This window comes from Niallia sp. CD-39, from assembly GCF_059874745.1.
Genome location: NZ_JCBCPS010000003.1, coordinates 337955 through 356927 on the forward strand (window position 1 = coordinate 337955; position 18973 = coordinate 356927).

Sequence of the window (18973 nt, forward strand, 5' to 3'; positions counted from 1 at the left end):
GAAAGCAATTTTAGTATAACATTATCAATATTAGTATGACATTATTCGTCAAACTAATACGATATATGATATTTATTGACAGAGTAGAGAGGATGAGTAGATGACAAATCATGTTCAACAGCTTTGGGGGAAGATGTGGAGTTGGCATTATCAAATTAAAGATCTTTTACGACTTTTTGTTGCACCTCCGACAGAGGGGAGCTCTGTAGTATCAAAAGGAAAGATGAATGAAAATACAGCTCAAAATGGGGAAGGCAAACCAAAAAGGTCTAAGACACAAAATATTGGGTTGATTTTAGGTCCAGTCTTATTCTTTTTGACTCTATTCGTTTTAGCTCCGGACACAATGCCTAAAGAAGCTCAAGCCATTTTGGCATCAACGTTATGGGTGGCTTCCTGGTGGATCACTGAAGCGATTCCAATTCCAGTAACCTCATTACTTCCAATTGTCTTATTTCCGCTTTCAGGTGGTATTGAAGGCAGTGTGGCAAGTGCTTATGCTGATAACACAATCTTTTTATTCCTAGGTGGATTTATAATAGCAATAGCAATGGAGAAATGGAATCTTCATTTACGTATTGCTATAAATATCATTACGATTGTTGGAACAAGTACAAGTCGTTTAGCATTAGGATTTATGGTTGCTACCGGATTTTTATCAATGTGGATTTCTAATACAGCTACTGCGATGATGATGTTACCAATTGGATTAGCGGTTATTGCTCATGTCGAAGCACAAATGAAAAAGCAAAACATTACTGATGGTGCTGATAACTTTGGAAAATCAATTATGCTTGGTATCGGTTATGCAGCATCAATTGGTGGAGTTGGAACATTAATTGGTACGCCTCCAAATACACTCTTTGCTGGTGTAGTTAGAGAGCTCTATGACTATGAAATCTCATTTGCTGGATGGATGGTTTTTGGTGTCCCTCTAGCAGTTATTCTATTATTAGCTACTTGGATTTATCTTGTGAAAATTGCATTTCCAATGAAAATGAAAGATGTCCCTGGTGGAAAAGCAATCATTGAGAGTGAGAAGAAGCGTCTGGGAATAATGTCAAAAGAAGAAAAGCTTGTACTAGCTGTATTTTCTTTGACAGCGCTTGCATGGATAACAAGATCATTCATTCCCTTAGACTTTGTACAACAACGCGTAAATGATACTACTATTGTTATTATTGCTGCAGTTATACTATTTATATTACCGTCTAAAAACACCAAAAATGGATCCTTATTATCTTGGGATGACGCAAAAGGCATTCCTTGGGGAATTCTGTTACTATTTGGTGGTGGTCTAGCGATTGCCAAAGGTTTTACTGATTCAGGCTTAGCGCTTTGGATTGGAGAACAGTTAACAGTTCTACAAGGTGTGCATATCGCCATTATTATTATTTCCGTTGTCGCTCTTGTTACTTTCTTAACAGAAATCACATCAAATACAGCAACAGCGACAATGATGTTCCCTATTATGGCATCTCTAGGACTTGCCCTTGATGTCCATCCATTTGCATTAATGGTCGCTGCTGGAGTAGCTGCATCTTGTGCGTTTATGCTACCTGTTGCAACGCCACCAAACGCAATCGTATTTGGTTCAGGATTGTTAAAAATTACTGATATGATCAAATCAGGATTCTGGCTAAGCTTATTTACAATCGTATTCTTAAGTGCATTAATCTATTTCTATATGCCAATTGCATGGAATATTGATTTAAATGTATTCCCAGATATGTTTAGATAGTCTGCAACATTATAACTGCCTTTTGAGAGTGATCTCAAAAGGCAGTAAGTATTTATTTTAGCTCATCTAAAATGGACCGTGCTGCTGTTCTTCCAGTAAATAGACATCCACCTAAGAATGTTCCTTCTAGTGCGCGGTATCCGTGTATTCCACCACCGCCAAATCCACTTGCTTCACCAGCGGCATAAAGTCCCTTTACGGCCTCACCAGCTTCGTTTAAGACACGTCCGTTTAAATCTGTTTGCAAACCACCGAGTGTTTTTCGACTAATAATGTTTAATTTTACAGCAATCAATGGACCATTTTCTTTGTCTAATATCTTATGAGGTTTAGCGACTCGAATAAATTTATCACCTATATAATTTCGTGCTACTCGTAATGAGGCTATTTGTAGATCTTTTGTAAATTTATTATTCATGTCACGATCTCTGGCAATGATTTGTTTATGAATTTCTTCATAGTTTAAATGATTTGTACCGACAAGTTCGTTCATTTTTGACACTAGTTCTTTTAAATCTGTTGCGATGATAAAGTCTTCGCCATTGTCGAGGAATTTTTGTACAGGCTCGGGTGGCCCTGGTAAAACACGAGAGAGGACCTTTCTTATGCTTTTCCCTGTTAAATCAGGGTTTTGTTCTGAACCTGAGAGAGCAAATTCTTTTTCAATGATTTTTTTGGTAAGAATGAACCATGAATAATCAAGTCCTGATTTTTGAATCGCTTCCAGCGTACCAAGGGTATCAAAGCCTGGGAAATTCGGTGTTGGGAAACGCTTACCAAACCCATTAAGCCAAATGGATGATGGTCCTGGTAAGATGCGAATGCCATGCATTGGCCAAATAGAATTCCAGTTCTTAATTCCTTCAGTATAATGCCACATTCTATCACGATTAACGATCCTTCCACCAGCTTGTTCAGTTATTTCTAACATTCTTCCGTCTACATGTTTAGGTACCCCAGAAATCATATTTTGTGGCGGGTGTCCTAGTCTCGCTGGCCAATTTTTACGGATCAATTCATGGTTTCCTCCAATGCCACCGCTACAAATCAATACTAAGTCAGCATAGTATGTAAACTCACCAACTATAGTGCGAGAAGATTCTTCTCCTCGATTGATGTTGCTTTCTTCAAGAATAGAACCAGTAATTCCACGAACTTGTCCGTTTTCTATAAGGAGCTTGTTGACTTGATGCCTTGGTCTATATTCAATAATGCCTTTCTTTTCATGTTCAAGCACTCGGTCTGCAAAAGGTTGGACAAGACCAGGGCCGGTCCCCCAAACAATATGGAATCGAGGAACTGAGTTTCCATGTCCATCAGCTAAATAGCCGCCTCTCTCTGCCCAGCCAACAATTGGGAAGAAGCGAATTCCAAATGTCCGTAACCATGATCTTTTTTCCGTTGCTGCAAAGTCAACATAGGCTTCTGCCCATTTCTTGCCCCAATAGTCTTCATCCTCACGATCAAAACCAGCTGAGCCCAGCCAATCCTGCCAAGCAAGCTCTTTTGAATCTTTTACTCCGAGCCGCCTTTGTTCAGGAGAATTCACGAGAAATAACCCTCCAAATGACCAATAAGCTTGCCCACCCAGCGATTGTCTTGGTTCTTGATCAACGAGTAGAATTTTCTTCCCACTTGTCGCTAATTCTGTAGCTGCCGTAATGCCAGCCAAACCAGCACCAACAATGATTGCATCATAGTTCATGAAACAGCCTCCTATGCTAACTAAGTTATGGTTACATTATATAGAAAAATTAGAAAATTAAAAATAAAAATAAATGGCTCATAGTTCCTCTTCCACCACATACATATAAAGGAGATTTAATGTATGTAAAAAAACAAAAAATGAGGGGAAATATGAAAAAGATTGCAATGATTGGTTGTTTATTATTGTTAGTTGCGTGTTCAAGCAAAGAGGCTGAGCTTACAAAGGAGAATGAAGACCTTAGAGAAAAGCTAGCACAGCTTGAAGAGGTAGAACAAGAGGAATTGGAAGAAGAAATCATCGATGAAGTAAGAGTCATTCACCCTGATTCACAGGAAATCATTCATGTATTTGCACTTAACGAGCTACAAGGAGAAAGTGCACAGTCAACACTAATGCAATGGGTGAAAACACTTGCTAGAGGTGATGAAGAAACTAAAGGGTTTGATCAGCGCATGATTCCAGATCGTTTGAATGAAAATGGAGAAGTGGTTGTTGGAAAACCTAGGATAATTCTTGAGGAGGATGAGCTTATAGAGCGAATCAATGCAGTCGCAGAAGAAGGTGGGGTTGTAGAACTCCCTTTGTATGTAACTGCTAGTGGGTATGAAGCTGCAGAAGTAGCTGAGCTGAAAGAAGTAGTTATTGCTTCTTATAAAACAAATTTTAATCCTCAAGTTGAAGGAAGAACTAGAAATATAGAATTATCAGCAGAAGCAATAACGAATATCATTGTCGGTGCAGGTGACTATTTTTCCTTTAATACGACAGTTGGACCGAGTGATGAGAAAAACGGCTATCAGCCTGCAGAGGAGATTGTCAATGGTAAGCTCGTAATGGGAATTGGTGGCGGCATATGTCAAACCTCATCAACTTTGTTTAATGCGGTCGACTTATTAGGAGTTGAGTATGTAGAATGGCATAATCATTCAATGCAAGTTGGTTATGTTCCGGTAGGAAGGGATGCAACTGTTTCCTATGGTGGCTTAGATTTCAGATTTAAAAACACGGCAGGAGCACCGTTTGTAATCCAAGCAAAAGCTGTTAATGGTGAGTTGACTGTGGAGCTTACAACGGCAAAAAAGTATGAGCATCTGATAAAAAAGTCACTTTGAATGAAAATAGGTTCGAAGTTTATAAATTAAGCCATTTATTGAGGGTGTTTGTCCAAGCAGACGAGCCTTAGATTCATAGAATACTAATGTAAGATCTCCTCCCTAATAGATCTTTGGTCTGCATTTTGCAAGTCAACACGTACGTCCGTGTTGACTCTTTTTTTCTCTTGATTTTTTAGTAAGTATGTAAAAAATATATAAAAATAGTAAAAAAGGACTGACTCAGCATTCAATTTGATGTACAATTATGCTTATCTAACTCCCAGTGAAGAGGTGGACAATGATGAGGTTTTCTGTATCCAAGAAGCTTTTGATCGGCTTTTCCCTTGTATTTGTTTTGTTTTTAGGGGTTGCAGGTCTTTCGAACTATGAGCTAATGAGTCTAAGAAATACATATGAACAGTTAATGAAGAATGAAATGGAGATTGCCTTGGAAGTAAAGCAACTTCAAGTTGAGATGTATCATGAATCTGGAAGTGTCAACAGTTACCTATTAACGGGAGACTCTTCTTATTTACAAGAATACAATCAGGCTCGTAATAGAATGAGAACATATTTAGAGCGACTTATGGAGCGGCAAGATTCCAACGCAGAAAACAGCTTGCTATCGACATTAGATGAAATACATAAGGAATTTGAAGAGGTATCTGAGCAACAACTCCATTTAAAGATTGCTGAGGATGAGCAAGCATATATGGAGATTGCAACAACGACGGCAAAAGACCTTACTAATCAGTTTATGGATTATGCTAATGAATTGGTTAGTTATGAAGAAAAGCAGTTAAACAGCAAAGTGGCTTTGATTGCTGAAGAAACGAATCGGACACAAATCATTCTTATTGTTAGTAGTATATTGGCGATTGTATTAGGAATCGTCAGTGCAATTCTCATAAGTCGAATGATCTCTAAACCGTTAGGCATCGCAACAACAGCGATTCGTCACGTGGCAGAGGGTGATTTAAGTCAAGGAAAAATGAAGTATAAAAGCAATGATGAGATTGGACTTTTAATTGGAACAATCAATAGGATGCTGTATGATTTAAGACAGATTGTAGGTCAAGTACGTGATACTTCAGATAAGGTGGCATTAAGTAGCAATGAAATGGCGGCAAGCTCTGCACAAAGTAGACAAGCATCAGAGCAAGTTTCTTCAATAGCGCAAGAAAATGTCGGCAATTCTGAAGAACAATTGCTAAAGTTCTCCCAAACTACATCATCGGTAGAACAGGTAGCAGCCAATTTGGAAACAATCGCAACAAACAGTGAACAAATGTTGTTAGCTACGGATCGAACGAATAAACGAACTCAAGACGGACAAGGTGCCATTCAAAATGTCGTACACCAAATGAATGAAATCAATGGATCTGTATTACATGCTGCTTCGACAATTCGTAGTTTACAAAAAAGATCAGATGACATTCGAAGCTTTGTTGCTGTGATTACAACCATTGCAGAGCAAACAAATTTACTTGCGCTGAATGCAGCGATTGAGGCTGCTAGAGCTGGTGAACATGGAAAAGGATTCTCTGTCGTTGCAGATGAAGTAAGGAAGTTAGCAGAGGAATCTAAAAAATCAGCAGATCAGATTCAACAAATGGTTGACTATATTCAAGCAGAAACTGAACAAGCTGTTCACGCAATGGACATCGGTACGAAGAAAGTGCAAGCGGGATTAGAAGATTCAAAACAAGCAGATGAAGCATTTTTGCATATTTCGCAATCAATGGAAGAAGTAACCGATCAAGTGACGAATGTGAAGCACTCAATCGAGGCAATGAATGAATTAAGTAGGACAGTAATGAGTGAAATCACAGAGTTAATGGAACGAACGACTAAAAACGTCCAAGCAGCGCAGGAAACCTCAGCAGCAACTGAGCAGCAATTAGCAACGATGCAGGAAGTGGCTGCATCAGCTGAAACGCTCGCTCATTTATCTGATGACTTAAAGGGCATTGTTGCTAGATTTCGTTTATAATTGATTATTTAAAAAGATTTGCCTAACTTGGCAAATCTTTTTTTGCATAAAAAAAGCTTGTGAAGCTTACATACGACACAAGCGAAAGTTTGTAGTTATTGCTTGTCCCCTTTATCTCCTAGTATTCCCTCTGTTAAGGTCTGTTTTACAACTTGATGACCAAAGACTGCTACGCCTGTAGCAATTACTCCATTAATGATTGAGTCTGCGGAAAATCCAAAGGCAAAACTAGCAACAGTAATAGAAAAAACTAATAAGATCCACACGATTGTCCAATTTGGAATAATAGGAGTTTGTTTCAAAGCAAAGCCAATTACCCATAGTGCCGGAATCAATATAAAATAATTCTGGTTTAAATACCCTAATAAATTCATATCGTCACCTCCTCACTTCGGCTATTGTTTATTCTATGTATTTAGTAAAAGATTGCTTGTTTTCTTAACTAGATAACATGAAAATTATGATTTTATCTGACCATTTTCGCTTCATCTTTGTATATAAAAGGTGAAGGAGGTGATCACTATGGCACAAGTGATGCTGCTTGATTCAAAGCTACAGCTTGTTTTTGAAACAGGCATGAATGAATCAGGTGAAGTAGAATTTAGTCAAAGAACGTACAGTAATATCCTTCCAGAAGCAACAGCAGAAGGGTTCTTACAGGTTTCTCAAGCTATTGAGAGCTTGACTTTGTATTCTGTCGTATCTGTTTATCGAAATGATCGATCCGACATAGTAGCATAATGAAAAGCATTTATAAACCGAAGGAGGTGTAAGTAATGACTAAAAAATTGGAACTTATTTTTGAAACAGCTTTTGGTGGGACAAGTCGATTAACCATTGATGCGCCTAAAGAGCCAGTAGATGCTGAAGTAGTAAAACAAGCAATGGAATCAATCATTGTTGCTAATGTTTTTAATTCAAACAGTGGGCAACTAATAGCTGTAAGAGGGGCAAGAGTGATTGATCGTCAAGTGACAAACCTAGAATTGATATAAAACAGCTTATAAACCGGTTACTCGAAGGAGTAGACCGGTTTATTTAAAAAAGGAGGGGAAGGAAGTTGGAAGACTTTATGATGTTAATGAGTGATCTTGGTTTTCCAATCGTTGTTACGTTATTCTTGCTTCATCGAATCGAGACAAAGTTGGACAATGTCATCTCTTCAATTCAAAGTCTGCCAGAAAAGATGGTGAAATAGCGGCTCGTTTCGTTAGATTACGTGATTGCTAGAAAGTTTTTTATAAGTAACCAAAAGTTGACAAATTACTCGAGAACTGTTATAGTATAGATAGCCGTTGAGCATCGCGTTATTTTTCCGTAAGCAGCTTTTTCCATCACAAGTTTGGATAAGTATGGGTAAGAAACATAATCGTTCTTAATGGTGAATTTCATTGTGGCATATTTTATTGCCTGTAGGAGGATTTTTTTCATGAAAAACGGTAAAGTAAAATGGTTCAACGCTGAAAAAGGTTTCGGATTCATCGAAGGAGAAGATGGAAACGACGTATTCGTTCATTATTCTGCAATCCAAACAGATGGCTTTAAATCATTAGACGAAGGTCAAGAAGTATCTTTCGAAGTAGTAGAAGGTGCTCGTGGACCACAAGCAGCTAACGTATCTAAACTATAATTGTTCGATCACCCAATTTCTCTTAGTAGAGATTGGGTGATTTTATGTTTAAACGACTATTTTTATAGTAAAATGGAAGAAGTTTACATAAAGGTGGGGAGAAAATGGAAGGGAAGCTCATTATAATTGCAATTATCGGATTATTTATCATTCTATGGGCAGTTGATGTTATTGGTAGAAAAATCTTTAAGGTAGAAAAACAAAGCATTTTTAAAAATTACTTTGTAAATGAACAGCACAAAAAGTATGACAAGTGGATTCGTATTATGTTTACAGCTTCAGCTGTTCTATTGCTTGTCTTTATCATCATAATAGACAACTCTTCATATTGGTTAGTCCCGATGTTGGGCTTACTGTTTGCTTTTATTGGTGAAGTTTTACGCATATTCATAGAATTAAAGTATGTCGAAAATCGAAGGCAATATAAATTTACTACTATGCGCACAGGGGTATCAGCTATTTTTATTATAGGTTTTTTCTTGCTTTTATAAGCTTTACATAAAATCTATAGGAGGCAGAATCTCAATGGAATTGTATGAAATCACCTTCATTCTGATCATAGTATATAGTATCTTAAATTTTGCAATCGGCTTTTTTGTACGGATGTTTTACAAAGTAGAAAAAAGAAGCTTTGGTGAAGAGTACATGAGTGATTCTCATAAAAAAGGGGATCGGCTAATTTTAGCTATTGCAATCATTCTTGTTGGTATTCAGCTTTTAAATAGAGTACTAGAATGGAATCTGTTTATTCAATCAGAATCATGGATCTTCGATGCAATGTTTGTTCTACTTCCTATGCTTCTTATAAAAGAAACCTTCACAATCATTATGGAAAAAAAGTATTCAGACAACCGTCATGAGTATAAATCTACACTTACAAAATTTATATTAGAAATGGTTTTAACAGTAGTTTTTTTATTCATCATGATTCGAGTATTGCAAGTTTATTAATTATGAAATGTACTGAGATGACTACGAGGGTCAAGGCGCTAATCTTGAACGCTATGATTGTACTTGAAGACTGAAAACAAATTGTTTGCCACAGAAGTTTTCTCATGAACATTCGGGCTTTTCATTCTGATAAGGCTTTCGACATTCTAAAGGTTTTTCTTGTGATGAAACTGCTCATTCAATACTTTAAAAGATTGGAAATACATAATTTGGGTGATGTTTGGATATTGGAACACCCGATACTAACGTTTTTATTACTAGTTTCAAGTGTGATCTTTTTTCGAGATTCGATATTTTGATCGGGAAAACATTAAATATTGAGAAAAGAAGTACGTTTCTCATTTGTTTCGTTAATAGCTTACATTTAAAAATATGATCACCGATTACGTTATACTGTATTTATTCATGTATATCTACTTCCCGTTTGAAATGCTGTAATGAATGTCCCCAAGCTTATGCCCACCGTTGGAGGGTGTAGGTTTTTATTCATGTTATAATGAAATCACATTATGTAAGGATGTGTTTGATTATGAGAATAATACATACAGCTGATTGGCATTTAGGCAAGCTTGTTCATGGTGTTTATATGACAGAGGATCAACGCCATTTTTTATATAATTTATTGGATGTTCTAAAAGAAGAGAATCCCGATGTTCTTGTTATTGCTGGCGATTTATATGATCGGTCTGTACCGCCAACAGATGCGGTAAATTTATTAAATGAAGTCTTTTATAAAATAAATATAGAGTTAAAGATTCCAATACTTGCGATTAGCGGCAATCATGATAGTGCGGAGCGTCTTTCCTTTGGGACAGATTGGTACAAGCATAGTAAGCTCTTCCTGAACGGTCAGCTTGAAGCCGGATTAAAGCCAGTACAAATTGCCGGTGTGAATTTCTTTTTAGCTCCATATGCAGAGCCTGGACAAGTTAGGCAATTATTTGACGATGCTACTATTCATAATCATCATGATGCGATGAAGCGTTATGTTGGAGAAATGGAAAAGAACATTAATCCGAATGAACCGAATATTTTTGTCGGACATGCTTTTGTATTAGGTGGGAAAACGACCGATTCTGAAAGGACTTTGTCTGTTGGAGGAAGTGGCAATGTTCATACCGATGTTTTTGCTCCATTTCATTATACTGCACTTGGACATCTTCATAGTCCAGATGCAATCAAGCATGATAAGGTTGCCTATTCAGGCTCCCTATTAAAATACTCATTTTCAGAAGCGACTCAGCAAAAATCGATCACAATAATTGATATGGAAGCAAACGGTACTTTTACGAAGCGTAGGCGATCAATTGAACCTGCACGCGATATGCGTGAAGTCTCAGGGTATTTAGAAGAACTTCTTGATGCTAGCTTTTATGAAAAAGAAAAGCTTGATGATTACTTAAAAATCAATTTACTAGACGAAGGTGCACTTATAGATCCGATTCAAAAGTTGCGGAACGTATATCCGAACGTCCTTCATCTTGAGAGAAAGCAGTATCGCATTGATCAGAAGAAAAAAACGGATATCAAGGTCATGCAGGATGGGCAAAAAACAGAGCTAGATTTGTTTGCCCAGTTTTATGAGGACAATACAACCGTTCCATTTACAGACGACAAAAGAACTGTGATGGAAAATGTAATTCAGCATGTTTTACGAGAGGAGGCAAAAAGATGAGACCTCTATCCTTAACGATGCAAGCTTTTGGCCCTTATGCTGGAACTGAAACAATCGATTTTACTCGACTAGGTGATCGTACGATGTTTGTTATTTCTGGTAAAACGGGTGCTGGGAAAACAACGATTTTTGACGGAATTAGCTTCGCCGTCTATGGAAAGGCAAGTGGGGAGGATCGAAATGGAACTGACCTTCGCAGTCAATTTGCTGATGAGAAAACACCTACAGAAGTGAGTTTAACGTTCACATTAAGAGAGAAAATGTATCGAATTACCCGTTCTCCACAGCAATTAAAGAAAAAAGAGCGTGGTGAGGGGACGACAACGATTGGAGCGAAGGCTGAGCTATATTTGATGTTAGAAGATGGCTCAGAGCAATTACTTGGGGCGAATGTTCGTGATGTGGATGAGAAGATTACTGAAATTATGGTCATCGACAGCAATCAATTTCGCCAAATCATGATGATTCCTCAAGGCGAATTCAGAAAGCTCCTCATATCAGATAGCAAGGAAAAGGAAGGCATCCTTCAGCGACTTTTCCATACAGAATTATATAAGAAGATTGAGTTAAAGCTTACAGAAGAAGCAAAAACGTTGAAGAAAGAAGTAGAAAGCCAAGTGGTAACTAGAACGTCTCTACTATGGAAAATAGAGGCGCATTTTAATGATGAATTGAAGAAGCATATTGCAGAAAAAAGTGAAAATGACATAGTCATGCTTCCGTTGTTAGAATCTGAAATAGAAGCGACAAAGACTCAACTTGATAAGGAATCAAACGCATTGACTGACCTTCGCGAACAGCGTGATAACATAAAAGAGTGGTTGTTTACGGCGGAAAAGATTGTTCAAGAAATAAAGCAGAAGGAAAGCTTAGAGGGCGAACTTCAGCAATTACAAGCTGAAAAAGACAGCATAGTAAAGGTTGAAGAAGTGATCGAATTTGCCTTTAAAGCTCAAGTCCTTGAACAACAAGAGGAGCTTTGTCATCGTTTGAAAAATGATGTCACCGATGCAGAATCAAAATTAAAGAACGCTACACTTGCTAAAGAAAACTTAGAGAACAGCTATAAAGAGAAACAGGCTGCACTTCAAGTAGAATTAGCGAAGGAAGAAGAAAGAATTAAAGTCGAAAAGCAGTTAAATGAATTGCTTTCATTACGAGCAGATGTTGAACAGTTTTCAGAGTTGAACGATCAATATGAGCAATTACTATCAAAACAGCACAAGTTTTCAGGAGAAAAACAGAGCAGGCAAGAAGAGGTACAGCAAGTTGAAATAGAGTTAGAAAAAGGTCAGGTCGTAATTAGCGATATTGAAAAAAAAGTGAATCAATTGTCGACACACAGATACGCATTAGAGCGGCTTAAATCACAATTCCAAATGCTACAAAAATTTAACAAACAGCAAGGAAGCTACAAAGAAAAGGTCGTACAGCTAGAACAAGCGAAAGCCCAGTACGAAATTGCTGAGAGTCAGGAAAAAGATGCAAGAGCGACCCTCTCTGTTGTAGAAGCAAAATGGCTACAAGGACAAGCTGCGAATTTGGCTTCTCATTTGCATGAAGGTGAAGAGTGTCCTGTTTGTGGAGCTGTGGAACACCCGAAAAAAACGGTAAATACAGCGGATTTAATTAGTGACGACGATCTGAAAGCTGCTCGTATACAGCTGACTGAAAAGGAAGGCAGAAAGAGTAAGTCACAAATGACTTATTTTCAGGTGGAATCTGAAGCCAACTCTTTAAAAAAGGCAGGGGCTGAAATGCAATCGGAGATAGATGAGATTTTTCCTGATCTTGAAAATGAGAGCATCCTTGAGAAAATCAACATCATTCAGGGTGAAGGTCAGCAAGTGAAACAAGAAATCGAGTCAGCACAGAAAGCAGAAACGCAGTTATTAACGTTGCGTTCACAGCAGGAGGAGCTCCAAGCTAAGTTGGAAAAGACTAAGCATCAGTTGCAGCAAGCAGAAGAAGGGACGCATTCGGCAGAGATTGAGTTGGCTAAAGCAGAAACAACGCTTAATGGAATGAAGAAGAAGATTCCAGAACAGCTTCGTTCGGTTGTGCATTTCAATAATGTCGTTTCAGAAATAGAACGGGAAATAGAAAAGCAGAAGCAAATGCTCGAGTATGCCGAGAAGCAGGAACAGTTCGTGAAGGAGCAGCTTAGTGCACAAATCGCTGTTGAGAAAGAGAATGTTGCCTATTTGCAAGAACGGATGAATGCTTTAAAAAATGAGAGATTGGCCTTTGTTGATAAAATGAAGAGCCAAGGATTTGCAAACTACTCGCTCTATGAGCAAGCTAAGCGCACAGAGGCTGAACGTAAACAATTAGAAGCAACAGTGCGACAATACCATGAAACCGTCCGCTCAGTTCAAGATCGCCTTCAGTCATTAAAGGCATCCTTAAAGGATGTAAAAGCACCGAATCTTGAACAGCTGAATGAAAACTTGCAAGAAATCGAGCGATCTGTAGTGAACTTAGAAGAGGTCGTTTCCCACTTAGCAGTGAAGAAGCGAGATCATGAACGCATCTATGAAGAAGTGGTTGCACTTAATGAGCAAATGAAAAGGCTTGAGGAAAAGTATAAATTAATTGGTCATTTATCTGAATTAGCAAAAGGTAATAACGCCAATCGAATTACTTTTGAACGATATGTACTAGCTTCCTTCCTTGATGATATATTGAATGAAGCCAACATCCGTCTTGTCAAAATGACAAGTGGGCGCTATCAGCTGATTCGTAAAACCGATCGCTCAAAAGGAAATGTGCAAAGTGGATTAGAACTGCTTGTTTTTGACCAATATACTGGACTTGATCGTCATGTTAAAACATTATCAGGTGGAGAGAGCTTTAAAGCATCGCTTGCGCTCGCATTAGGGCTAGCTGATGTCGTTCAATCATATGCTGGTGGTGTGTCCCTTGATACGATGTTCATTGATGAAGGATTTGGTACACTTGATCCAGAGTCTCTCGAACAAGCAATTGAATCGTTAATTGACATTCAAAGCAGCGGCCGCTTAGTTGGGGTTATTTCACACGTACCAGAATTAAAAGAAAGAATCGATGTAAGACTTGAAGTGACTTCCTCGCAAGTTGGAAGCACAACAAGGTTTCATTTGATTTAAGAAGGAGAATCATATGTTTACTTTTAATCAGATTCAGCATTACGGACTTCCAGTTTTAAAAACAGATTTATATACGCATTACCACTTTGCTGAATTTTTAAATTTATACGATGGCAACTTTATCACATTCCATCAAATGCCGTCACTGCATGAATTTTTACAGGCAGAGGAGTACTTGCAATTATTTCATGAAGAAAAAGGTCAAACTCATTTAAAATTCCTATTTCCAGAAAATATGGTGCTAACAGAGGAACTACAAAACTATTTAACAGAGAAAAAATACGATGTTGGTTTTCTTGAATTGTATGCAATCGATCCGATTGGTTTCCCTCCTGTAGAAGAAAACGATAGTATTCAAGTAAACATCGTTGATCAGGAATGGGAAGAGCCGTTTTTACAGATGCAATATGAACATGATCAGCAGTACGGCGAAGCTTATGCGATGCGAAAGCAGTGGCTGCTAAAAGGACTAGTGGAGAGCAAAGAAGCCACTTTTATTGGCGCAACGTATAGAGGAGAATTCGCAGGAAGCTTAACTGTTTACGCCAACGAAAACACACTCGAAATTGACAACCTTGCCGTAAAAGATAAGTTTCGCATGAAAGGAATTGCAAAGCACCTACAGCACTTTGTCATGAAACTTGCTGGCGAAAGAGCAGTCATCCTTGTTGCAGATGGAGAAGACACACCAAAAGAAATGTATAAAAAACAAGGCTACATGTACGAAGGAGTACGCTATGAAGCTTTGAAAATGAAAGAACACGCCTGAAAAGGTGTGTTCTTTTTTGGGATTATAATGGTATTATGAGGTGGAAGGGGTGGGGATTGTGAAAAAAGTGATGATCCTTTTATTGATGCTTGTTATACAAGGCTGCTCTACGCAACCTCTTGGAAATCAACCGACAACTGATTTCGAAGTAGACGAAAAAGCATTGTCAACAAAACTAGAAGTATACAATGGTCCGTATGATTTCGGAGAACTTCTTCTTTCCGATAAAATTGTAGAGGCTGTAGTTACTGAAATATACCCATCCGTCTACATGGTGGGAGAAGGCTTTGCGGAAAGTATACTTTACACAGATGTTTTACTAACAGTGAAGAACACATACAAAGGAGAAGATGAAGAGCAACTTACACTTCGCCGCCATGGCGGTGAGACCGTACTACCAGATGGTACCTTATTTCAGTCCGTCTCGGACGTTCCTCATTATACAGTTGGAGAGCACGTACTCTTATTTTTAAATGTGAATTATGCTAACGGCAGCACTTATCACATCGCTCCATACGGCAAATGGGTCAAGCATAAAAAGGGATACATCATGAAAGAAGCCGGTAGAAAAAAGATAACAATAGAAAAATTGCAAAACATCATCGATGAAGGACGAGTTTACTAGATTCTAGTCAATAAATGGAGAAATCAGCAACTGTTGGGGAGAATCAGCATCTTTCGGTTAGGAATCAACAACTATCGGTTGAGAATCAGCAACTTTAGGTTAGAAATCAGCAACTTTAGGTTAGAAATCAGCATCTTTCGGTTAGAAATCAGCAACTTTAGGTTAGAAATCAGCATCTTTCAGTTAGGAATCAGCAACTATCGGTTGAGAATCAGCAATTTTCGGTTAAAAATCAGCAACTTTCATTAGCAACCAGCTAATACACTCACTCTTTGAAGTATATTCTTCCTCTATTTTCTCCGTTATGACGTAAATTTAAGTCTTGCAGGATTCTTTTGGCAAGATCTATATTGTCAATTTTAGCAAACCATCTTAATTCCTTATTAGTAATTTTTCGACCGAAGAGTGTGAAGTATTCCATAACGGTGTTTGCATGGGCATCTTTGGAATGAACAAAACAGTTTGGACACTTCCAGACAGCAAACTTTCTGATCATACCATGCTCATTACAAGAAGGACAACGAATTCCTATTAATAGGTCATTTGATTTTATATTGTATATATTTAAGAGATCGGTAACACCTTCAATTTGATTAGTTAGTATTTCCTCACAGATTTTATCTAATTGCTGCAGCATAATATTGATTGTTTTGTATTGTTTCTCAAAATGATGTAGTCGTTCTAGAAGTGCGTGAGAGTGAATCACATATTTTAGTGCATCACTATAGTGGGGATCTACCTTAATGATTGTAGAAGGGTTAGGGATAATGACGAGGATTTCAATTGGTAGCATTGGGAAGCTGTAAGTTTGAAGCCATGTTTGTAACGCATTTGCGTGCTGCTTAACTTGTGAAATAGGATCTGAAAATCCTTCTTCTTTTTCATCCACATAACGAACCAATTGTTTGCAATTCTTTTGAAAATGAAGCGTTCCATAGAAATTTTTACATTCAAGAATGAGAATGAATTTTTGAGATAAGAGAAGAAAATCGATTTGAAAGCTTCTATTAGCTGTATGCAGTTTTACATTATGAAATATCCTGTACTGTTGTGTTTGCTCCAAAAAATAAAGCAATGCTTTCTCACCCTTATAACCTCTTTGGTAGCGTATAAAGTCTTGCTTTATATCATTCCATTTTTGATGACTTTCCGGTAATCGCTTTAGCAACGTTTCGACTTGCAGTAATCGTTCTGGCTTCTGAAATGGTTTAACAAACATCGTATTCCTCCTTTCTTTCATTAACTTCAATTTGGAGCTTCATTTTCCTCCAATGAGAATTTACAAAATCGTGAACGGTTAAAATAACAAAAACTTCTAAAAATTCACTACAGAATGCTATAATAATGGTACATCCAATGCCAAGGGAGTCTCGTTATGCAACATAAGTTAAAAGGGTGGAGGAACCCTTCATATTTATTAGGTTCTATGGGGTTGGCAAACTTCGGAGATTTCATTTACCTCGTTGCGATCAATCTCTATGTGTTAAGGTTGACTGGTTCGGCAACGGCTGTTGCATTATTGTGGATTATTGGGCCTGCGGTTAACATCGTTACGAAAGTTTGGACGGGAAGTTATATCGATTCTAGAAGCAAGAAGAAAGTGATGATGGTTACATACTGGCTTAGAGCAGGACTAATTTTGCTACTAGCATTTGCTCCAAATGTAACATCAATTTATATCATTCTCGTTTTTTTAAGCATTGGACAATCTTTCTATCATCCTGCCTCAACGACTTTCGCAACAATGCTCGTTCCTCCCGAAAAACGAAAGCGTTTCAATTCGCTTCGTTCTTTTTCACAATCGAGTGCATTTGTCATCGGTCCAGCTATTGCAGGGATTATTATTGAGGTACTCTCATTTGAAATGATCTTTTGGATTAATTCTGCTTTTTTTACCATTGCTGCATTACTATTACTAGTGATTCCTGAACAATCTGATGAAAGCATTAAGAAGTCGGTCAAGTTGACGTTTGACCAAGTGAAAGCCGATTTTTCTGTAGTGTTTGCTTTTTTTAAACAAAATCAATTTGTCGCTTTTTTATATAGTGGATTCATTGGTGTGCTCTTGTTTTCATTCGCCATGGATACACAGGAGGTTGTTTTTACACAACAGGTTATTGGCTTAAGCGAGCGTGAATACGCACTTCTAATCAGTATTACGGGGATAGGGTCCATTGTTGGAGCAGCGATTCTTTCAATCAGCTCACACCGTTTATCAATTCGACAAATGATTGTCATAGGATTTATCATGATGACAGTGGGATACGTCATTTATGCCTTTTCGTGGGATTTCCTTTCGATTGTTGTTGGATTTGTTATACTTGGGTTTTTTAATACGTTTTTAAATGCTGGAATGATGACTTTTTATCAAAATCAAATTCCCGTTGATATTATGGGAAGAGTGACAAGTGTATTTCAATTGATGCAAAGCGCCATGCAAGTGCTTTTTATATTAATAGTTGGTATGATAGCAGACCTATTGTCACTTCGTTTAGTGATTGTAAGTTTAGCGATCATGATGTTCATTTGTTCTATTCTTTTCTCAATTGCAGTTTTACGACCAAATAAAATCGACTTTTTTAAAGAGGAAAAGGGGGAAGCTTCATGACTTTTGTAGCGATAGGGGATAGTTTTACTGTAGGTATAGGAGATGAAGTGGAAGGTATAGAGAAAAAAAGCTGGGTAGAGCTATTCGCCAATATGCATGAACCACCGTTAGAGTATAGAAACTTGGCAGTAAGAGGTTTAACCTCAGCTGAAATCGTAGATGAGCAGCTGCCTGAAGCGGTTAGCCTTTCACCTAAACTAGTGAGCTTGATCGTTGGAGCAAATGATGTTTTAAAAGGAAGATGGAATGATGAGATTTTTCAGCAAGCTGTTATCACGCTATTAGACGCATTTCCTGATACTGAAATCATCATAGGGACATTGCCTGACTTTACCGTTCGCTTACCCTTACCAGAAGAAAAAAAGAAAATCATTCGCCAACAATTAATTGATGCAAATGAGATCATCCGAAGTTTAGCAAGAGATAAGCACGTGATATTAGTAGATGTATGGGATCATGAGTTTACTAGAAATGATGAATTATGGTCAAAAGATTATGTCCATCCCAATGCACGTGGATACCAAGAAGTAGCAAAATATATTGATGAAGTCTTTAAAAAAGTAATGAAATGAACAAGTCGGTACATATTCGCCCGATTCAAGAGAGCGACATCCATTCTGTATTAAAATGGAGTCAAGACGACGTTTTTTGTCAATCTGTAGACTGGAAGAAAGACTTAACTGAAGACGAAATTTGCAAGTGGTGGAAGCGAATTATTGAAAGCCAAGGGCAAGATTTTCATCGTTTTGCGATAGAATTTGAAGATCAAATGGTTGGCTATGTTGACCTCAATCTTTTGCCACAGCGCCAAGGAGAAATTGGCGTTACAATTGGCAATCGCACATTTTGGGATAAAGGAATTGCTACACATGCGCTAAGATATATGATGAAATTTGGATTCAATCAATATCGAATTTCTACCTTTCTTGCAAAAACTAAAAACAGCAATCTACGGGCAATCACAATGTTAAAAAAGCTTGGCTTTGTTGAAAAACGCAGGTATGGCACAACAATTGAGTTTAGAGTTGATTATGCCTAATAAGGAGGTGGC

19 protein-coding genes are annotated in these 18973 nt (G+C 37.8%); 16 read left to right on the forward strand and 3 right to left on the reverse strand.

The annotated features are described in order from the left end of the window. The first annotated feature begins 100 nt into the window (after positions 1-100). On the forward strand, positions 101-1741 hold the full coding sequence (locus AC6F34_RS10075) for an SLC13 family permease (RefSeq protein WP_500771622.1): 1641 nt from the start codon (positions 101-103) through the stop codon (positions 1739-1741). Between the two features lie 52 nt (positions 1742-1793). On the opposite strand, the gene AC6F34_RS10080 is transcribed toward AC6F34_RS10075, so the two are convergent. Continuing rightward, a complete protein-coding gene (locus tag AC6F34_RS10080) occupies positions 1794-3446 on the reverse strand; it encodes an FAD-binding dehydrogenase (RefSeq protein ID WP_500771624.1) in 1653 nt (550 codons plus the stop codon). Positions 3447-3598: 152 nt separating this feature from the next. Here AC6F34_RS10080 and AC6F34_RS10085 point away from each other — a divergent pair, with 152 nt between their 5' ends. Both AC6F34_RS10085 and AC6F34_RS10090 read left to right on the forward strand, forming a co-directional pair. Further along, complete coding sequence (locus AC6F34_RS10085; RefSeq protein WP_500771626.1) at positions 3599-4561, forward strand: VanW family protein; 963 nt, start codon at positions 3599-3601, stop codon at positions 4559-4561. 283 nt (positions 4562-4844) lie between these two features. Next, a complete protein-coding gene (locus AC6F34_RS10090; protein WP_500771628.1) occupies positions 4845-6536 on the forward strand; it encodes a methyl-accepting chemotaxis protein in 1692 nt (563 codons plus the stop codon). 95 nt (positions 6537-6631) lie between these two features. On the opposite strand, the gene AC6F34_RS10095 is transcribed toward AC6F34_RS10090, so the two are convergent. Continuing rightward, positions 6632-6910 carry a phage holin family protein gene (locus AC6F34_RS10095; RefSeq protein WP_500771630.1) on the reverse strand — a complete coding sequence of 93 codons (279 nt, stop codon included), beginning with the start codon at positions 6908-6910 and terminating at the stop codon, positions 6632-6634. A gap of 148 nt (positions 6911-7058) precedes the next feature. Between AC6F34_RS10095 and AC6F34_RS10100 the strand changes: the two genes are divergently transcribed. From AC6F34_RS10100 to AC6F34_RS10145, 10 genes are all read left to right on the forward strand, one after another. Next, positions 7059-7277, forward strand: a complete 219-nt coding sequence (locus AC6F34_RS10100) for a DUF1659 domain-containing protein (RefSeq protein WP_500771632.1) — start codon at positions 7059-7061, stop codon at positions 7275-7277. A gap of 35 nt (positions 7278-7312) precedes the next feature. Further along, the gene (locus AC6F34_RS10105; protein WP_500771634.1) at positions 7313-7531 is read left to right on the forward strand and encodes a DUF2922 domain-containing protein; all 219 of its coding nucleotides are present in this window, start codon (positions 7313-7315) and stop codon (positions 7529-7531) included. 65 nt (positions 7532-7596) lie between these two features. Continuing rightward, a complete protein-coding gene (locus AC6F34_RS10110) occupies positions 7597-7734 on the forward strand; it encodes a YvrJ family protein (RefSeq protein ID WP_500771636.1) in 138 nt (45 codons plus the stop codon). 231 nt (positions 7735-7965) lie between these two features. Further along, complete coding sequence (locus tag AC6F34_RS10115; protein ID WP_500771638.1) at positions 7966-8166, forward strand: cold-shock protein; 201 nt, start codon at positions 7966-7968, stop codon at positions 8164-8166. A gap of 104 nt (positions 8167-8270) precedes the next feature. Further along, positions 8271-8657, forward strand: a complete 387-nt coding sequence (locus AC6F34_RS10120; protein ID WP_500771640.1) for a DUF4181 domain-containing protein — start codon at positions 8271-8273, stop codon at positions 8655-8657. A gap of 34 nt (positions 8658-8691) precedes the next feature. Beyond that, positions 8692-9117 carry a DUF4181 domain-containing protein gene (locus AC6F34_RS10125; protein WP_500771642.1) on the forward strand — a complete coding sequence of 142 codons (426 nt, stop codon included), beginning with the start codon at positions 8692-8694 and terminating at the stop codon, positions 9115-9117. A gap of 529 nt (positions 9118-9646) precedes the next feature. Next, the gene (locus AC6F34_RS10130) at positions 9647-10792 is read left to right on the forward strand and encodes an exonuclease SbcCD subunit D (RefSeq protein WP_500771644.1); all 1146 of its coding nucleotides are present in this window, start codon (positions 9647-9649) and stop codon (positions 10790-10792) included. Beyond that, positions 10789-13920: an AAA family ATPase gene (locus AC6F34_RS10135; protein ID WP_500771646.1), complete on the forward strand. Its 3132-nt coding sequence runs from the start codon at positions 10789-10791 to the stop codon at positions 13918-13920. The genes AC6F34_RS10130 and AC6F34_RS10135 overlap by 4 nt, the downstream gene beginning before the upstream one ends. 13 nt (positions 13921-13933) lie before the next feature. After that, positions 13934-14689 (forward strand): GNAT family N-acetyltransferase, encoded by a 756-nt coding sequence (locus AC6F34_RS10140; protein WP_500771648.1) that lies wholly within the window; start codon positions 13934-13936, stop codon positions 14687-14689. Between the two features lie 49 nt (positions 14690-14738). Then, positions 14739-15314 carry a hypothetical protein gene (locus AC6F34_RS10145; RefSeq protein WP_500771650.1) on the forward strand — a complete coding sequence of 192 codons (576 nt, stop codon included), beginning with the start codon at positions 14739-14741 and terminating at the stop codon, positions 15312-15314. Positions 15315-15579: 265 nt separating this feature from the next. Here the strand turns inward: AC6F34_RS10145 and AC6F34_RS10150 are convergent, their stop codons facing one another. Then, positions 15580-16533, reverse strand: a complete 954-nt coding sequence (locus tag AC6F34_RS10150; protein WP_500771652.1) for a nuclease-related domain-containing protein — start codon at positions 16531-16533, stop codon at positions 15580-15582. A gap of 156 nt (positions 16534-16689) precedes the next feature. On the opposite strand from AC6F34_RS10150, the gene AC6F34_RS10155 reads away from it, so the two are divergent. Genes AC6F34_RS10155 through AC6F34_RS10165 form a run of 3 tightly spaced genes read left to right on the forward strand, consistent with a single transcriptional unit; the run spans position 16690 to position 18961 of the window. Continuing rightward, positions 16690-17922, forward strand: a complete 1233-nt coding sequence (locus tag AC6F34_RS10155) for an MFS transporter (protein WP_500771654.1) — start codon at positions 16690-16692, stop codon at positions 17920-17922. Beyond that, positions 17919-18494, forward strand: coding sequence for an SGNH/GDSL hydrolase family protein (locus tag AC6F34_RS10160; RefSeq protein ID WP_500771656.1), 576 nt, complete (start codon positions 17919-17921; stop codon positions 18492-18494). The genes AC6F34_RS10155 and AC6F34_RS10160 overlap by 4 nt, the downstream gene beginning before the upstream one ends. Beyond that, positions 18491-18961: a GNAT family N-acetyltransferase gene (locus AC6F34_RS10165; protein ID WP_500771658.1), complete on the forward strand. Its 471-nt coding sequence runs from the start codon at positions 18491-18493 to the stop codon at positions 18959-18961. Before AC6F34_RS10160 ends, AC6F34_RS10165 begins: the two co-directional genes overlap by 4 nt. Positions 18962-18973 lie beyond the last annotated feature (12 nt).